The 16620-nt window shown below is 46.3% G+C and carries 21 protein-coding genes and 1 riboswitch; of the genes, 6 read left to right on the forward strand and 15 right to left on the reverse strand.

Annotated features, from left to right (window positions below; all coding sequences use genetic code 11):
• Positions 1 to 21: 21 nt before the first annotated feature.
• The 3 genes from ABMB67_RS06435 to tenA all read left to right on the forward strand — a co-directional run bounded on the left by ABMB67_RS06435 (position 22) and on the right by tenA (position 3337).
• A complete protein-coding gene (locus ABMB67_RS06435; RefSeq protein ID WP_251221862.1) occupies positions 22 to 873 on the forward strand; it encodes a MurR/RpiR family transcriptional regulator in 852 nt (283 codons plus the stop codon).
• Between the two features lie 19 nt (positions 874 to 892).
• Positions 893 to 2425, forward strand: coding sequence for a gluconokinase (locus tag ABMB67_RS06440; protein WP_251221861.1), 1533 nt, complete (start codon positions 893 to 895; stop codon positions 2423 to 2425).
• A gap of 46 nt (positions 2426 to 2471) precedes the next feature.
• Positions 2472 to 2570: riboswitch (TPP riboswitch) on the forward strand.
• 98 nt (positions 2571 to 2668) lie between these two features.
• Positions 2669 to 3337, forward strand: a complete 669-nt coding sequence (tenA, locus tag ABMB67_RS06445) for a thiaminase II (protein ID WP_251221860.1) — start codon at positions 2669 to 2671, stop codon at positions 3335 to 3337.
• Positions 3338 to 3409: 72 nt separating this feature from the next.
• Here the strand turns inward: tenA and ABMB67_RS06450 are convergent, their stop codons facing one another.
• Complete coding sequence (locus tag ABMB67_RS06450; RefSeq protein WP_251221859.1) at positions 3410 to 3910, reverse strand: hypothetical protein; 501 nt, start codon at positions 3908 to 3910, stop codon at positions 3410 to 3412.
• 185 nt (positions 3911 to 4095) lie between these two features.
• Between ABMB67_RS06450 and ABMB67_RS06455 the strand changes: the two genes are divergently transcribed.
• Entirely contained in the window at positions 4096 to 4233 is a 138-nt protein-coding gene (locus ABMB67_RS06455) for a hypothetical protein (protein WP_251221858.1), read from the forward strand.
• A gap of 92 nt (positions 4234 to 4325) precedes the next feature.
• Here the strand turns inward: ABMB67_RS06455 and ABMB67_RS06460 are convergent, their stop codons facing one another.
• The 9 genes from ABMB67_RS06460 to ABMB67_RS06500 all read right to left on the reverse strand — a co-directional run bounded on the left by ABMB67_RS06460 (position 4326) and on the right by ABMB67_RS06500 (position 10116).
• Positions 4326 to 5363: an HD-GYP domain-containing protein gene (locus ABMB67_RS06460; RefSeq protein WP_251221857.1), complete on the reverse strand. Its 1038-nt coding sequence runs from the start codon at positions 5361 to 5363 to the stop codon at positions 4326 to 4328.
• 195 nt (positions 5364 to 5558) lie between these two features.
• The gene (locus ABMB67_RS06465) at positions 5559 to 6668 is read right to left on the reverse strand and encodes a mechanosensitive ion channel family protein (RefSeq protein WP_285890128.1); all 1110 of its coding nucleotides are present in this window, start codon (positions 6666 to 6668) and stop codon (positions 5559 to 5561) included.
• 76 nt (positions 6669 to 6744) lie between these two features.
• Positions 6745 to 7731, reverse strand: a complete 987-nt coding sequence (gene bioB, locus ABMB67_RS06470; RefSeq protein ID WP_354571417.1) for a biotin synthase BioB — start codon at positions 7729 to 7731, stop codon at positions 6745 to 6747.
• 192 nt (positions 7732 to 7923) lie between these two features.
• A complete protein-coding gene (locus tag ABMB67_RS06475) occupies positions 7924 to 8127 on the reverse strand; it encodes a cold-shock protein (protein ID WP_251191972.1) in 204 nt (67 codons plus the stop codon).
• A 177-nt stretch (positions 8128 to 8304) separates the two neighbouring features.
• Positions 8305 to 8625 carry a YckD family protein gene (locus ABMB67_RS06480; protein WP_354571418.1) on the reverse strand — a complete coding sequence of 107 codons (321 nt, stop codon included), beginning with the start codon at positions 8623 to 8625 and terminating at the stop codon, positions 8305 to 8307.
• 119 nt (positions 8626 to 8744) lie between these two features.
• Positions 8745 to 8894 (reverse strand): YfhD family protein, encoded by a 150-nt coding sequence (locus ABMB67_RS06485; RefSeq protein ID WP_251191970.1) that lies wholly within the window; start codon positions 8892 to 8894, stop codon positions 8745 to 8747.
• A 78-nt stretch (positions 8895 to 8972) separates the two neighbouring features.
• Positions 8973 to 9470: a small multi-drug export protein gene (locus ABMB67_RS06490; protein WP_251221855.1), complete on the reverse strand. Its 498-nt coding sequence runs from the start codon at positions 9468 to 9470 to the stop codon at positions 8973 to 8975.
• Positions 9471 to 9485: 15 nt separating this feature from the next.
• Positions 9486 to 9908 carry a hypothetical protein gene (locus ABMB67_RS06495; RefSeq protein WP_354571419.1) on the reverse strand — a complete coding sequence of 141 codons (423 nt, stop codon included), beginning with the start codon at positions 9906 to 9908 and terminating at the stop codon, positions 9486 to 9488.
• The gene (locus tag ABMB67_RS06500) at positions 9901 to 10116 is read right to left on the reverse strand and encodes a helix-turn-helix transcriptional regulator (RefSeq protein ID WP_251221853.1); all 216 of its coding nucleotides are present in this window, start codon (positions 10114 to 10116) and stop codon (positions 9901 to 9903) included. The genes ABMB67_RS06495 and ABMB67_RS06500 overlap by 8 nt, the downstream gene beginning before the upstream one ends.
• A 181-nt stretch (positions 10117 to 10297) precedes the next feature.
• Here ABMB67_RS06500 and ABMB67_RS06505 point away from each other — a divergent pair, with 181 nt between their 5' ends.
• Positions 10298 to 11746, forward strand: coding sequence for a DHA2 family efflux MFS transporter permease subunit (locus ABMB67_RS06505; protein WP_354571425.1), 1449 nt, complete (start codon positions 10298 to 10300; stop codon positions 11744 to 11746).
• Positions 11747 to 12011: 265 nt separating this feature from the next.
• Here the strand turns inward: ABMB67_RS06505 and ABMB67_RS06510 are convergent, their stop codons facing one another.
• From ABMB67_RS06510 to garR, 3 genes are all read right to left on the reverse strand, one after another.
• Entirely contained in the window at positions 12012 to 12215 is a 204-nt protein-coding gene (locus ABMB67_RS06510) for a YczO family protein (protein WP_251221852.1), read from the reverse strand.
• A 72-nt stretch (positions 12216 to 12287) separates the two neighbouring features.
• On the reverse strand, positions 12288 to 13718 hold the full coding sequence (locus ABMB67_RS06515) for a four-carbon acid sugar kinase family protein (protein ID WP_251221851.1): 1431 nt from the start codon (positions 13716 to 13718) through the stop codon (positions 12288 to 12290).
• Positions 13711 to 14616, reverse strand: a complete 906-nt coding sequence (garR, locus tag ABMB67_RS06520) for a 2-hydroxy-3-oxopropionate reductase (protein WP_251221850.1) — start codon at positions 14614 to 14616, stop codon at positions 13711 to 13713. The genes ABMB67_RS06515 and garR overlap by 8 nt, the downstream gene beginning before the upstream one ends.
• A 210-nt stretch (positions 14617 to 14826) precedes the next feature.
• Between garR and ABMB67_RS06525 the strand changes: the two genes are divergently transcribed.
• Positions 14827 to 15438: a GntR family transcriptional regulator gene (locus ABMB67_RS06525; RefSeq protein WP_251221849.1), complete on the forward strand. Its 612-nt coding sequence runs from the start codon at positions 14827 to 14829 to the stop codon at positions 15436 to 15438.
• Here the strand turns inward: ABMB67_RS06525 and ABMB67_RS06530 are convergent.
• The gene (locus ABMB67_RS06530) at positions 15427 to 15624 is read right to left on the reverse strand and encodes a hypothetical protein (protein WP_354571420.1); all 198 of its coding nucleotides are present in this window, start codon (positions 15622 to 15624) and stop codon (positions 15427 to 15429) included. The genes ABMB67_RS06525 and ABMB67_RS06530 overlap by 12 nt on opposite strands.
• Positions 15572 to 16501, reverse strand: a complete 930-nt coding sequence (locus ABMB67_RS06535; protein ID WP_354571421.1) for a pyridoxal phosphate-dependent aminotransferase — start codon at positions 16499 to 16501, stop codon at positions 15572 to 15574. Before ABMB67_RS06535 ends, ABMB67_RS06530 begins: the two co-directional genes overlap by 53 nt.
• Between the last annotated feature and the right edge of the window lie 119 nt (positions 16502 to 16620).

Consider the following 16620-nt stretch of genomic DNA (forward strand, 5'->3'; position numbering starts at 1 on the left):
CCAGATTGGAGGACATCCTTTGTGAAACAATCGCTCCCTTGTTTAACAAAAATTCGTGCAGCCTATTCTTCTTTAAGTGAAAAGGAAAGGAAGGTAGCTAATTATATTCTACATGATCCGAAGAGAATCATCCATTCAACGATTAATCAGGTCGCCGATGATCTCGACATTGCCGATGCAACCGTTTTTCGCTTTTGCAAACGAATTGGCTTTTCCGGTTTTCAGGCGATGAAAATTGCGCTCGCTTCGGAAATTGTTACCCCTGTCCAGGATATTCATGAAACCATTCAGGAGGATGACGACGAAAAAGCGATCACTGAAAAAGTATTTCGTTCCAATATTCGCACGCTCGAAGATACATTACTCGTGCTGGAATCGACGGTTTTTCAACAGGCTGTGCAGGCGCTGGCCAGTGCAAAAAAAATTGATTTCTACGGCAATGGCGGCTCCGGAATCATCGCGCTTGATGCCCATCACAAGTTCATTCGGACCGGCTTGCCATCGGCCGCCTATCGCGATTCTCATTTTCAGGCGATGTCTGCCTCGCAGCTAACTGAAGATGATGTAGCTGTGTTTATTTCGCATTCAGGTACAAATCGCGATTTGCTTGAAGCGCTTGAGGTCGCCAAAGAAAATGATGTGACGACGATCGGCATTACAAACCTCGCCAAGTCTCCTTTAAGCAAAGGCGTCGATTATGCGCTGTTTACCGTCTCACAGGAAACCGAATTCCGCTCTGAAGCATTGGCCTCAAGACTGGCTCAATTGTGCATCATTGATGCCCTTTATGTCAATGTCAGCATGGCCCGCAAAGAAAAGATGAAAACATCTCTTCAGCGCATGAGGAAAGCCGTTTCCATGAAAAAAATGTAAGAAAGAAGGAAGAGTCACGATGAAACTATATGTAATCGGCCTTGATATCGGGACAACTTCGGTAAAGGCAGTCCTATTCAAGCGCTCCGGCTATGTCGTCGCGGAGCAGGAAGAGCTTTATCCGACCTCTCAGCCTAAGATCGGCTGGTCAGAGCAGAACCCTCTTCAAATTGAGCTGGCGACAATTCAGGCGCTGAAGGTGCTGATCGAAAAGGCGGCTGTTCCCGCCGAGGATATTGCCGCGGTCGGCTTGTCATCGGCGATGCATTCTCTAGTCTGTGTGGATGAAGAGAATAAGCCATTATCGCCGCTGATCACTTGGGCCGACCAGCGCAGTGTCAAACAAGCCGAAGAGCTGCGCTCGCTGTCAGGTTCATCGATCTATTTAAAAACCGGGACACCCCAGCATCCGATGACGCCGCTCGCCAAGCTCCGATGGATGAAGGAAAATGACTACGCGCCTTATCGGCAGGCTGCTAAATTTAAGTCGATGAAAGAGTTCCTTTTAGCACGCTGGTTCCGTGAAGATGTCGTCGACTACGGTGTCGCCTCGGCCTCTGGCCTGTTTAATATTCGTACGAAAAAGTGGGAAGAAGAAGCACTCGCCGCCGCAGGTGTAACCCAAGACCAGCTTTCCGTCCCCGTCCCTCCGACCTATATTTGTCAAGGGCTCCCTCCGTCGCTTGCCGATCAAATCGGGATCAAAAAGGAACTCCCATTTGTCATCGGTTCAAGCGATGGCCCGCTCGCCAATATCGGAACAGGTGCGATTGAGCACGGAGATGTAGCTGTGACAATCGGCACAAGCGGGGCGATCAGACAAATGAGCACCTCCCCGCGCACGGATGAGCAGCAGGAAATCTTTTGCTACAGCGTAGCAGAACAGCTTTGGGTGATGGGCGGGCCAACGAATAACGGCGGCAATGTGTTCCACTGGATGAAAGAGGTGTTAGGTGAGGAGCAGCAGCGGATCGCCCAGCAGAAACAGCTTTCTGCCTATGAATTACTCACCGGGTTAGCCGAAACCTCCAGTCCGGGAGCCAACGGTCTCCTCTTTCTTCCTTATTTGAACGGAGAGCGGGCGCCGATCTGGAATTCACGGGCGCGCGCCAGCTTTATCGGTTTGACGCCGAGTCACACAAAGGCTGATATGATTCGCGCCGGTCTGGAAGGCACGATTTACAGCATCTATCATATCGGCACTGCCCTGAACAGGCTAGCAGGACCGCCTAAGACGCTTCTGGCAAGCGGTGGATTTGCCCGTTCTGCGCTATGGCTGCAAATTCTCGCTGATGTTTTCGGACAGCCGGTCGAGCTTCCGCTTAGTCATCAAAGCTCGGCATGGGGTGCAGCGTGGCTCGCTTTACTGGCGACCGGAGAAGAGTCACGGCTGGACGATATTAAACAATCGATTCCAATGAAAGGAACGATTGAGCCGAACGAGCAGGCGCACCGGCGCTATGCGGAACTGTTCTCGATTTATCAGCAAGCCATTAATGAACTTCACTCTACCTTTCAGCGTTTATCAGCACTGCAGGCACGACTTAAATGATTGTGAAATCTCCCGCTCTATGATACGCTAAAACAAACATCATACATAGAACCACTGGGGGTGCTACATGCTGAGAAAGGCGTTGCCTTAACCCTTTTTACCTGATCTAGATGATGCTAGCGGAGGGAAGTGGGCTTATGCAGACCGGGTATATCAGTCATCTGAGTAAAGCCAGAAAGTCACTTCCGCAAGGGGAGTGATTTTTTTATTTGCTACGAGAATGAAAGAAAAGGAGAGAATCTCATGACATTTACTGACTACTTGTACGAAACAGCAAAACCAATCTGGGAGAAAGGCTATCAGCACCCTTTTGTCCAGGGAATTGGCGATGGCACACTGGAACCTGAACGTTTTTCCTTTTTTATGCGCCAGGATTATGTGTATTTGATTGAATACGCGCGACTGTTTGCCTTAGGCAGCTTAAAGGCGCCTGATTTGTCGACGATGTCGACCTTCGCGAAGCTGCTTGATGCCACGTTGAATATGGAAATGGAGCTTCATCGTCAATACGCGGAAAGGCTCGGAATTTCTCGCGAGGAGCTGGAAGCGACTGAACCTGCTCCGACGACGCTGGCCTATAGCAGTTATATGCTAAACCTTTCCCAGCGTGGTTCTTTAGCCGAGTTAATTGCCGCCCTCCTTCCTTGTGCCTGGAGCTACGGTGAAATCGGCGAACGACTGGCGCAAATCCCCGGGGCAAGCGACCACCCCCTTTACGGAGAATGGGTCAGGATGTATGCTTCGGAAGATTTCAAGGAATTGGCAACATGGCTGATTGACCTTCTTAACGAGCTGGCCGAGGGGAAATCAGAAGCAGAAAAGAAGCAGCTTGAAACCATCTTTATTCATACGAGCAAGTTTGAATACTTATTTTGGGATATGGCCTGGGAACAGGCCGGCTGGACGATTTAACGTAAAAAGAGCCGCCTGGCAGGAGAACAAGCTCCCGGCAGGCGGCCATTTTTCAAACGTCAGCTTCATCCGCTACTGCAATTCCCGCAGCCAGACAAACTGCAAGGGTCCTCCCTCTGTCTTCGCTTCAAAGATCAGCTCATAATCATCAAGCTCATAGACGTACATCCAGTAATCTTCCATCATATTTTGTTCGCTTCGATCAAACGTCCCAAGCTCACGTTTTAAGTCTTCTTCCGTCAGTTGATAGGTTTCAATGTCCATTGCGACGGCCACGCTTTGTCCGCTCATTGGATTTATAAAAAAAGTATGAGGATCATATTGCCAAAACTCCCCGCCTTCATAGGACCCTTTTTCCCGCGGTTGTCCATAAGCCGCAACGATCTGGTCGGCTGATTGACCAAGCTCAATCGACAACGGTTCCAACAAACCATTATAGCCTGCTTCGATCCATTCAAATGTAAGAAAGGCAGCCTCGTCAGTTTCAGCTTTTACCTCGGATTCACCTACTACTTTTCCACAACCGGTCATAATGAAAATAAGCCCGATGATCAACAGATATTTAGCTTTCATCTTTCTCACCTTCCTTTTTTAGCCAAGCTTTTTCATTATATGTAGCCTGTTCAAGATTATATGAGACCATACCCTTATTTTTTTGCGATTAATCTTTTTTATTCCCTTTAGTGCGCAGCCCTTTTTCCACTCAACACTTCCTGTTATGTTAAAATTCAACTGATAGCGGGAGGGGGACAAACGTTTTGAGAAGTGACAGTCGAAATCGGAATGTGGGACGGGACGACTCATTTGACCGGACCTTCGTCGGCAAACCCGGCTGTATGGTTATTTTCCTGCTGGTGATTATTATTGGCTCCATCGTATACATTTATTTTAATTGATTTTGAAAAATTCAGAAAACTGAAAGGCTGTGTCAAGACTTCATGCTTAAGGCAAAAGGGACAAACCGCCCTTTTGTCTTAAGCTCCTTTCTCTACGATAAAACTTCTTCAATAAAGACCGTCGTTTCCTTGGCTAGGTCAATATGCTTCACATCAAAGTCTTCAGAAGCCGAACCGACCATGTGAAAAACGCGAATAATCGGACGCTGTGGCAGTCCTGGATTTTGATCGACAACGATTCCTGTTTCCTTTGTCGATAATTTCACCTGGCTTCCTGTCGGATAAAAAGCCACCGCCCGTAAAAAACGCCACATCACCTCATGGGAAAACTGAATATTCGTTAGCCCAAGCAAATACTCACACGCTTCATACGGGAACATCCCCTTACCTCCATCTTTCGGCGACAGCAGGCGGTCATATGTATTTGTCACCGCGACAATTTTAGACAGGACATGAATTTCTTCATCTTTTAGCTTTCGCGGATAGCCGGTTCCATCCATATTTTCATGATGAGTAAGAGCGATATGAGAAGAAAGCGTACTAATTTCTTTATTTTTCCGCAGCAGATTAAACCCTTTCCACGTATGATCATTCTTCATTGGCTCAAGTTGGCCAGGTGCATCATCGACCACTTTTCCAATATCATGAAGCAATGCTCCTATCGCTAATTCCTGAAGTTTGGTTCGGTCCAAACCCATTTTAATTCCGACAATCGTCGAAAGTATGCAGACATTGACAGAATGAACGTAAAGCTCATTATCCTCCGTGCGAATATCCATAAGAGCGAACAATGTCTGCTGGTTTTGCAATACTTCATCAATGATGGTTGAAATTACCTTCCGAACAGCTTGAAAATCAATATTTTTTCCCGTTTGCACAAGCTGAAAGGAGTCCTGGAGCGTGGAAATGGTTTCTCTTTTCACTCTTTCCGACACAACTTCTTCAAGTTTGACATCTTTTACGCGCTCATCTTTAATATAAATCGCTTTCACTCCCATGCGTCGCAATCGTGAAAGTATCCCGACAGTTAATTGCACATCTTCCTGTAAAAGCACCCGTCCATCACTTGCAAAAATATGCTTCGCCAACCGTTCCCCATGCTGAACATGATCAATTAATGTATATTTCATTCGTTACTCCCTTAACATTCTTTTCCTTTTATTATAGTGGAAGCCTCTTCTGTATACTAGGGATGACTGCAAAGCTGGCAGAGTTTAGTAAAAAAGAGACGTGCCAAAAGGTAGAAAACACCGTTTGACACATCTTTAAAGATACCGATTTCTCTTGCAAAAGAAGCATAGCCGCGCTCTTTCCGGCAGACGGCCCTACTCCTTGCCGGCAGGCTCGTCCTCCAAATCGAACGGCCGCTCTTCTTTTTCAAAATAAACAGTACGGCTCGGAAAAGCTACATGAACGTTTTCTTCCTCCAGTATCTTCAGGATCTCAAGATTAATATTCTCTTTAATCCGATACCATTCAGCCCATACGGTTGTTTTTGTAAAGAAATACAAAAAGATTTCAAGACTTGAATCGTTGAATTCACTAAAGTGAACCATAATGACATCTGGATCAACTTCTTCATGCGATCGCAGCAATGCATCAATTCTTCTCACACAGCGCTCCAGCTTTTCCCGTGGTGTTGAATACGTCACACCAAGCGAGAACGTAATCCTCCGCTTGTTCATTTGCGACCAATTGGTAATGGGTTCATTGGCGAGTGTTGAATTCGGAACGGTAATGACCGAATCCTCAAACGTACGGATTTGCGTACTTCTAAACGTAATATCTTCTACTGTTCCTTCCACAGAGGGCGTCTTGATCCAATCCCCCTTTGAAAATGGCTTTTCCGTAATAATAATGACGCCGCCAAAAAAGTTTCCGATCGTATCCTGTGCCGCAAGGGCAAAGGCGAGGCCGCCGAGCCCCAGTCCGGCAACGAAGCCACTGATGCTGTACCCCCACTCACCGGCGACGACGACGATCACAAGCGCGACGACAGTAAAGCGTAAAATTTTCGACAAAAAAGGGACAAGCATGCTGTCCTCATCAATATCGACCTTACGCGCCATCCGGACAAAGACCATCGACTGCGTCGATGTATAATTATAAAGCCCCCAGCCGATTAAAATAATAATAATCGATCGGTACAGATGCTTGACAAACTCAACCGTCGTCCAGTTAAACGGTAAGTACACAAGCGCCAAATATGTACCGAGCACGACCCAGAACAGCCGGAGCGGCGCTTCAAAAGCTAAGAGAACATTCGTAAAGACCTCCGTCGGAGTCTTGCGTGACATTTTGACAACCATTTTAAAAATATAGCGTGTAAACAGCTTACGAAACAAGAGAAATATAAGGAAGATTGCGAAGGCAATCGCATAATCATTCCATTCCATTCTCTGCACTGAACGGACAAACGCGTCCCATCTTTCCATGTCGATCCCACCTTTGTTATATCGACAAATATTTTAACATAGGTGGCAGCGGCTGAATAGCAGACCCGCAGGATTTTCACAATGCGCATTCTTCAATCTCAAACCCAAGATCTTCAATCATTTGGTAGTCCAGTTCCATCTGCTGGCCCGGCGTCGTCAAATAATCACCGACAAAAATGGAATTCGCCGCGTACAAGGCAAGCGGCTGCAACGTGCGAAGATTCACTTCACGCCCTCCGGACACTCTAATTTCCTTCGTCGGCAGAATAAAGCGCAGCAATGCTAATATTTTTAATGCACGCAGCGGCTTTGTTGCCGGCCTTCCTTCAAGTGGAGTTCCGGCAATCGCATGTAGGAAATTGACCGGCACCGAATCAGCATCAAGCTCTTTTAACGCATAAGCCATTTCAACAATTTGCTGATCCGACTCGCCCATCCCGATAATCACCCCTGAACAGGGGGACATGCCGCTCTGCTTCACATGCTGCAATGTTTCGATTCGATTCTGGTATGTATGCGTCGTCGTAATAGCCGGGTGAAGCTCTTCATGCGTATTAATATTATGGTTGTACCGCTCAACGCCAGCTTCCTTTAGCTTCGCTGCCTTTTCCGCAGATAACGCACCGAGACAGGCACAAATTTTTAATGGCATCGTCGCCCGGATCTCTGCGACGGCATCGACGACCTGCTCAACCTCGTGGTCAGTCGGGCCCCGGCCACTCGCGACAATGCAATAGGTTCCGGCTTTTCGCTTCAATGCTTCCCTCGCCCCAGCCAGTAACGTTTCCTTTTCAAGCAAAGTATACTTTTCCACCGGCGCATTGGACACAATAGATTGAGCGCAGTAGCCACAATCTTCCGGACATAGGCCACTTTTCGCATTAATAATCATATTCAGCTTAACCTTCTTGCCAAAAAACGTTTGCCGTACCGCAAAAGCAGCATGCAAAAGCGGTAACACTTCGCTGTCAGCAGCGGCTAGAACAGCAAGTCCCTCCCCGATTGAAATCTCCTCCTGCCTGATCGCCTTTTCCGCCAGCTTTCCCCAATCGTTTCCTCTCATAAGTTACCAGCCCCTTTTTGTTAACCTAATTAATAATTAAGTTAACAATAAAACAAGAAAAGCACAACCCTTTTTTCATCCAAAAAACCGGTCCACCTACAGTCCGACTTGTGACAAGCTTTTTTAAAAGAACGTCAAAAAAGGCTCTGAGGAACAAATCCTCAAAGCCTTTTCTTTATGTCTGTGTAGCTCTTAGTAGCTTTTCTTAACGTTAGAAGCTTGGTCGCCACGGTCGCCTTGAACGACATCAAATGTTACAGCTTGACCTTCGTCAAGTGTTTTGAAGCCTTCACCAGTGATAGCAGAAAAGTGAACGAATAGATCGTCGCCTTCTTCACGCTCGATAAAACCAAAACCTTTTTCTGAGTTAAACCATTTTACTGTACCTTGTTGCATGTTGTTTCCTCCTGTCGTGTGGTGAACCACACATTTTAATGATTATTCTTGATAATTCGTAATAATGAAGAGGAAACATCTAGCGGATCCATCTTTATTCTAAAAACGATCAAAAATAAGTTAACACAAGTATAACACTTCCAGTTAGAAAAAGCCAGCTAAAGAATAACGATTCTTTTATTCCTTATTATGATGATGTTTTCGCTTTTCCCAGCGTGGAATAAAACCGTTCTTTTCAAGCTTGCTGTAATGCTCTTCCATCTTCTCGATGATGTGGTTTCCTTTCTCTTCAGAGAACACGCCAAATTCCACATACTTTTCAATCACTTCTTTTTTCTTTTCGAGAATCTCCTGCTGGATTTCCGCAATTTCCTCCTGCTGCTGCTTCGTTAGTTCCACCTTATTTTCACCGTCTGCCGCGAATACATTGGTGGAAAGCACCAAGCCGCAAACAAGGGCCGAAACAAGCAGCAAAAACAGCTTATGTGACCATCGCATTTTTCTTCCCTCCTTTATGTACCTGTATTCTTAACTTGTACTGCCTTTAGGAAAATATACAAAAAAAGCCCGGACAAAAGATTGGTTGTTTCACCTTTTACCCGGACGTAACCTTATGATCAGCGTTTCTTCTTTTTTTGTTTGGCACGGTCGTCAGCGGCCTGCATCCGGGCCATCGCATCCCGATCTGCACCGTCTGCCAGCTCTTCAGAAAATTCCACTTCATCATATGGTCCCTTTTGCTGTTGTGCTTTCGGTTTTTTTGCCATGTTGATCCTCCTTTTTGGATGTACTGCTATCTTTATTTGTAGTATGAACCAGTTAGGTGGATCTCATGACAGTTGATTTTATGAATACCGTTGAAGCAGATCAATCAAAAAGCCATCTGACTCTGAACGGTCAACGATGAAGTCCACTCCGTAAAACGTCAAAATCCCAGTAACCGTCGCCCAGCAGACGAGACTGATCATCATCCAGCTTGCAACGGCTTTCCGCTCCCCGCCAAATGACATGCTTAAAAAGGCAGCTAAGTGGCTTCCGACAAGAATCGGACCTAAAAATGCCAACCCAGGCAGACCGTACTTCTTCCAGATCTTTTCTGCGCGCGCTCCCCGTTTGTTCGGAGCTTTTCCCTTCTTTTCTCTTCTCCGCTGGAGCCATGCCTTGATCTGATCCATCAGAACAATGACAAGCAGGACCGTTACGACATTTCCAAGCAACCCGATAATGACAACGAGCCATGTTTGCAAACCGGCTAAAGCTCCGAGCGGTATAACGGCAACCACTTCAAAAAAAGGTGTAGCCGCCAGTAAAAAAACAATTGCATAGGCAATGATATATCCCATTTTCATTCTCTCCTTTTATTTTAAATATCGTCTTGTTTCATACCAGTAAATTGTATATTGTGTGCTTGCGAGCAAAAAAAGAATAAGCAGCGGTACTTCCGGAAAAAACGGAAAAAGAACCATTAGTAAAGCTGAATACGGGATCGCAAAATAAAAAAAGATGTACACTTTCCTACATGCCCGATTTGTCACCCATTGCTGCCCTTCATCTTCCTCGTTAAACTCATAAGGAATAAAGGAAATCAGCTTTATGCGCCGTTCCGGGTGACGGAGGTTGTGAACGATCAGAAAGAGAAACAGCCCAACTGTCACAATAAGCACTACGATTCCTAATGGATACACCCAGCTCTTTTGCTCAAAGCTGGCATATACAAAAAGCAGCATCAGACCCGTATATGCGACCATAAAAAACGGCGATCGAATTGTCCTTTCAATCATCTTGCTTCGCCTCACTTTCAAGCCAAAATACGTCCTCCAAGGAAACGGAAAAAACGTGGGCTATTTTCAACGCCAACGTCACCGATGGCGCGTAGTCTCCTTTTTCAATCATCCCAATCGTCTGTCTTGTTGCTCCAATGCGTTCAGCTAAATCAGATTGGGTAAAGTGATGTTTCGCTCGCAATTCCCTCACTCGATTTTGCAACATCCCTTTTTCCCTCCTCGCTCACTCATTGTAAACTATCCTTGACATAATGTAAATAATAATTAACATTTTGTTAGGATTTATTAACATCGAGCAAAATTAGTGACTTCTGAAGCTTCGTTTGCTATATTAAATTATTGTTGGAGTTAGAAAGAAAAAGGAGGATACGCTTGTGAATGGAACAATGGCTGGTGCCGCCAATTCAACACAGACAGAAATAAAAAAAGCATCCATTATGATCTCTTTAATCATTGGCGCATTTTTTGCCATTTTGAATGAGACTTTACTAAATGTCGCTTTTACGGATTTGATGAATGATTTACAAGTCTCTACCGCTACCGTTCAGTGGCTTTCTACCGGGTTTTTGCTCGTCGTCGGAATTTTAATCCCGGTAACAGCCCTCCTGCTACAGTGGTTCACAACGAGACAGCTCTTTTTAGGGGCAATGACCTTATTTACGATTGGCACGGTTATTTGCGGAATTGCGCCTACATTTTCTTTTCTCCTGATCGGCCGGCTTATTCAAGCGAGCGGAACCGGACTTTTAATCCCGGTCATGATGAATACGGTGCTCGTCCTTTTCCCGCCTGATAAACGTGGAGGGGCGATGGGGATGATTGGACTTGTCATTATGTTTGCGCCGGCAATCGGCCCTACTCTTTCCGGAGTGATTGTCGAATCATTGAACTGGCGCTGGCTGTTCTTTATTGTTATTCCTTTTGCGCTCTTTTCGATCGCCTTTGCCGCTCTTTATTTAAAGAACATAACGGACATTACGAAGCCGAAAGTCGATATTACGTCGATTATCCTTTCCACTGTCGGTTTTGGCGGAATTGTTTTCGGCTTTAGCAGCGCCGGAGAAGGATCACATGGCTGGGCCAGTCCTGAAGTATACTTGACGATTATCGCAGGAGCGATCGCGCTAATCTTGTTTGTTATCCGTCAGCTGCGTCTCGAAGATCCGCTTCTCGATATGCGCGCTTTCTTATCACCGATGTTTTCGCTTGCGACCGTTTTAGTCATCATCGTCATGATGACGATGTTTTCTACGATGATTATCCTGCCTTTGTTCTTGCAGGGCGGGCTCGCCTTAAGTGCTTTCGTCGCCGGACTCGCATTGTTGCCTGGTGGCATTTTGAACGGCTTCATTTCGCCACTTTGCGGAAGAATCTTTGATAAATTCGGGCCAAAGGTGCTGCTCATCCCGGGCGGGGCTTTACTCGTAATCGTCATGTGGCTGTTCACGAATGTGACGACGTCCACTTCCGTCTTTCAATTCATTGTGCTGCATTCATTATTGATGATTGCTGTCGCGATGATTATGATGCCGGCCCAAACAAATGGGCTGAATCAGCTGCCGCGGAAATATTACCCGCACGGCTCGGCGATTATTAATACACTTGTCCAGGTTGGGGGAGCAATCGGAATTGCGTTGTTTATCAGCATTCTGGCCTCAGGACAGGCACGCTATTTATCTTCGGTTGGAGACACAACGGCAAATATCGAAGCCGCAGCCTTAACAGCCGGGGTTCAAAGCACATTTTCAATCGGCTTGATTTTTGCGATACTCGCTTTTATTCTTACGCTGTTTATGAAACGGACAGTTGCTCCGGAAGAAGTAACAGAGCAGTAAACATGTTGCAACACAAGCAATGAGGCTGCGTGACACGGATAGTTCCGTGTTACGCAGCCTCTTCATTTATCACGTTTTATTGGCTTATCAATCGAACAAAACAACCCATGTCAGAAACAGTAGCGAGAACACACCTGGATTTTTTAATGGCTTTTTCGTCATTTTTCATCCCTCCCAGCTTTTCCTGTACTGACAGTGTAGCACGGATCTGACAAGCCGCAGGGGATTTCGGAAGGTTATCTAACAAACTTTCTTGTTACATTTGTCAGTCTGGGTCGCTTGACGAACGATCTTTTGTCTTTTCCTTTTGACGCTCCTCTTCCGCCTCTTGTTTAATATCTTCAAGCGGAAGATCATCGACTGGCATGATCGTCTGGTCGCGCTCCTTTTGTTTTTCCTTATCTTTCTTAAACGCTTTCTCTTTATCATTACGTTCTTTTAATACTTTTTCCTTTTCCGAGTTCTTCAAGGCAATCCCTCCTTATTGCCCTGTTCCCGGTGAACGAAAATGCGAAACCTGCAAAAGATCGACTGCCGCGCTTCAAATTCCTTCCAGCAATGAAACAACTTCTTTTAACGTCGTTACGTTACCAACATTTCCCGGGAAAATAACATAAGGAATAAACGGAAACGTGCTTTCGGCCCCCGTTTTCCAGACAGGGATTCCCGGCGCCACCTGGCCGGCAACAACTGCTTTTTTGACCCGCAGTCCTTTTGTTCCGACATCGCTTGATGTGATGCCTCCTTTAGCAATTAAATACGCAGGACGGACCGCAAAGCCAGCAACAATACTCGTGACAGCATCGGAAATTTGGACAGAAAGCTTCAATTCTTCTTCCTCCATCCCTTTCCCGAGATCAAGCCGTTCTCTTTTCGTATAGATGACCGTCGTCTTCCCGTCTGTGACCTGCGCTTCCGCCTCCTGCTTCACCCGTTCAACTTCAGCTGAAAAAGCCGTTTTATCACGCACGAGATGACAATCAAATTCAATGAAATGCAGCATCGTCAGTTCCTTCAACGCCTCAAGCTGATCGGTCGTCTTCTGCACATGAGAGCCGACAATAATTAAACCGCCATTCGTTGAAGCTGGATCGATCAGCTCCTCCCGTTCAAGAAGTGGGCGGCTTGAAATATTTCCGATTACTTTCGTAAACGTCGCCGCCGTGCGAAACAAAAAACGCTTCCCTTTATTTAATGCGTTCATTAAGGCGATCGAAAAGACGCGCACATCATCTTCCTCCAGCGCGTTAACAACGACCTTGCCATAATCAGAGACTTCCATCAGCTTTTCCGTAATCGCCTCGATCTCAAGGGCGCGCAACTGCTCAAGTGAAATGGAAGTTACCTCTTTTGCCGTAAAGGCGCCCGATGTTTTTTCTTCAATCCACTCAGCCAAGTCACTTGCCCGATAGCCAAATGTGCGATCCTTGGCAAATTCTGTTTCCCCCGCCGGAATGAGCACGTTTCCATCTTGAACATAATGAATGTTTTCAACCGTTAAGCGTCCGCCTTCTTTAAAAAACGGCAAAAGAATTTCCCCATCAACCTTTGTGTTGCTATGCTCTTCAATTGTCGCGCGCATCACCTCTGTTTCAAGCGGGTAATGCCCCCGCAAAGTCGAGTCACCGCGGCTAATGATCATGTAAGGACGCTTATACTTTTGTGAAATCCGCTCAACACGTTCCGCGATCGCCCGATGTTCCGCTTCTGTTTCTTTTCGGGTAAAGGCCCGGGAATTTGTTAGAATAAAAAAGATTTGCCCCTCTTCTAAAAACCCTTTCTCAATCGTCTCTTCCGTCCAATCTGTGTATACTGAGACATCGTGAACGGTTTGCACACCTGTCGGATCATCATCAAGGACGATGATTTTATGAGTGAAAGATGGCTGAACCTCTTTCCAACGTGCCTCTACAGCTGCTTTGTCAACAGGCGGATAAGCAGCCAACAGTTGATCCAGCTCCACGTTAGCCATGAGCGACGCCACCTTTACCTACCTCAATCTGATGATGTTTTTCATAATATTGAACTAACCCGCAATGATCCAATGTCGCCTTTCCATCCTCGATTAATTCCTCGAACATTTCCGCTACTTTTCCCGACAAAGGCAGGGGCATCTCAAGCTCCTCCGCTGTTGCCAGCACATTGCGTAAATCCTTGGCATTGATATCAATTCTTCCTCCTGCTTTAAAGTCCCGTTCAAGAATCATCGGCACTTTCGCATCAAGCACTGCACTTCCGGCTAAGCCGCCACGGATCGCCTGATACATCTTTTCAATATCGATCCCAGCTTTCGTCGCCAGTGCCAGCGCCTCCGCCATCGCAGCGATATTAACATTGACAATAATTTGATTTGCAAGCTTCGCTGTCGTTCCCGAACCGTGGTCACCCACTAATGTAATGTCCTTACCCATACATTGCAAAACAGGCTCGACTTCAGCAAAGACCTCTTCTTTTCCCCCGACCATGATCGATACGGTACCGTCAATCGCTTTTGGTTCCCCGCCACTGACCGGCGCATCAAGCATCTCCACCTGATAAGCGGCAAGGCGTTGAGCAATGTCCCGTGAAACGACCGGTGAAATGGAACTCATATCCACGATAATGCTTCCGGCCTTTACCCCTTCAATGAGACCGTTTTCATCAAAAATTACGCTTTTGACGTGCTCCGAGTTAGGAAGCATCGTGAACGTCAACTCGCTTTTTAATGCAACGTCTTTTGGAGATTGAGCCGCAGTCGCTCCTGCTTTCGCGACTTCGCGAACCGCCTCTTCATTAATATCAAAAACCGTCAACCTATATCCTCGTTTTATTAAGTTCAGTGCCATTGGCTTTCCCATTATTCCTAATCCGATAAACCCGATGTTTTTCATAACATGCCACCTCATTCAGCTGATTTTCATCGATCGTTTTTATTGTACACAATAATAATAATTTTGCATACAATTTTTTATATTATGTCTACATTTTTTGCTCTTCCCCTATTAAAAAGAAAGGAGAACCTTTATACTAAGCATAGAACATTACCATTTTCTCTGGAAAAAAGGAGGTAGACCGCTATCTTTTGATAGCAGTCATTCACATTGGCAAAACAAACATCAGCATATCAAGTCGCTTATGAGCGATTAAGGGATTATATTTTAAATGGAGAGCTGCCTCGTGGAGAAAAAGTAACCGAGGAAAAGTGGGCGGAAAGATTAGGTGTCAGCCGGACGCCAATAAGGGAAGCCATCCGCAAGCTCGAACAAGAAGGCTTAATCAAGGAGAAACGGGTCGTCAATCCAAGCGAAACCGACCTGCGCCATATTTTTCAAGTACGAATTTTATTAGAGGGCTTTGCGACAAGATGTGCCGCCACCTATATGAACGAAGCCACCTTGCAGCAGATGCACAATTGCATTGAAACCGCTAAAAATGGTGGAACGGAAGAAATTATGGAGGCAAACGAGGAGTTTCATAATATTATCATCCAAGCAAGCAACAACCCGGTAATGATTGACACAATCGACCGGATGCAGTCGATTATTTATCTTTTCCGTCGGACGGTCGTCTACTACAAAAGGCCGTTTTTAATCGACGAGCACGAACAAATTTATCAGGCGATCCTTGCCCATGATGCGGACCGCGCTGAACAACTGATGAAAGAGCACCTGCAGGCCGATCTTGAATTTTGCCTTCATCTGCTAAAGCAATAAGCGCCATGCCTTTGACACCACTCTACCAGCGGAAAAATCAATGGAGGTGAGCAGGAAGACGCGAACTTCCCTGCTCACCTTTTTCGACAACGCTTTCAGGACAAAGCGCAGCGTCTGCTTTCCTGCCGTGCGCTTACTTGCCGCGATGCCGCTCAATAAAACGGGCGATTCGCCGGGCAGCTTCATAAAGTTCACCATCCTCCGTTGCAAAGGAAATTCTCAGCATTCGCTCCGTAGTTGAACCGAATGTAGTGCCTGGCGCCGCCGCTACCTGCTCCTCCTCCAACAGCTTCAAGGCAACCTCTTCCGCCCCAAGGCCGAGCTCCGTACAATCGATCAGCATATAAAAGGCGCCTTTTGGCGGAATGACAGGGACATTTGCCTGTCGGAATATGGCCAGTAAGCGCTCCTTCCGCTCGCGGTAAATTTCAGTCATTTCAGCAAGGAATTGATCCGAGCCGGTCAAAGCCGCTTCAGCTGCCTTCTGTGATACAGAAGACGCACAGGAAACCATCGGCTCCAGCAGCTTCGCCGTCACCTCCGCAATCGGCAGAGGCGCGACGGCGTAACCGACCCGCCAGCCCGTCATCGCATAATTCTTTGAAAATCCGAATATACTGATCACTCTGTCGTCTTGATCAAACTTTTTCACCGTAAGATGCTCTCCTTCAAAAAGAATGCCATCATATACTTCATCAGAAATGACATATAAATCATGCTTTCTCGCAAATTCGAGCACATTCTGAATATCCTGCCCGGTCATAATCGAACCAGCAGGATTACTCGGTGAATTGATAATTAAAAGCTTTGTCTTCTGTGTTACCTTTTCTTCCAATGCTTCCAACGAAAGCGCAAAATCATTCGCCCAATCCAATTCATAGCGAATCGGGACAGCTCCTTGCCCGAGCGCAATCTGTTCATAGTTCGGCCAGCTCGGATCAGGTATCAGCACTTCTTCTCCTCTGTTCACTAGTGCCAGCATCGTCGCGTTTAAAGCCGTCACCGCTCCCGGCGTAACGACGATTTGCTCCGGATCAACCTGCCATTGATAAGTACGCAGCAAATGCTGACAAATTTGCTCCCTCAGTGTTTATGGCACACTAGAAATGTAGGAAACGGCAGCTAATTTATGTACATAAAAAAGGCCACTTGCCAACATCCTGAAAAATACATACACTCCTG

It is taken from the genome of Halalkalibacter oceani, from assembly GCF_040544555.1.
Classification (GTDB): domain Bacteria; phylum Bacillota; class Bacilli; order Bacillales; family Bacillaceae_D; genus Halalkalibacter; species Halalkalibacter oceani.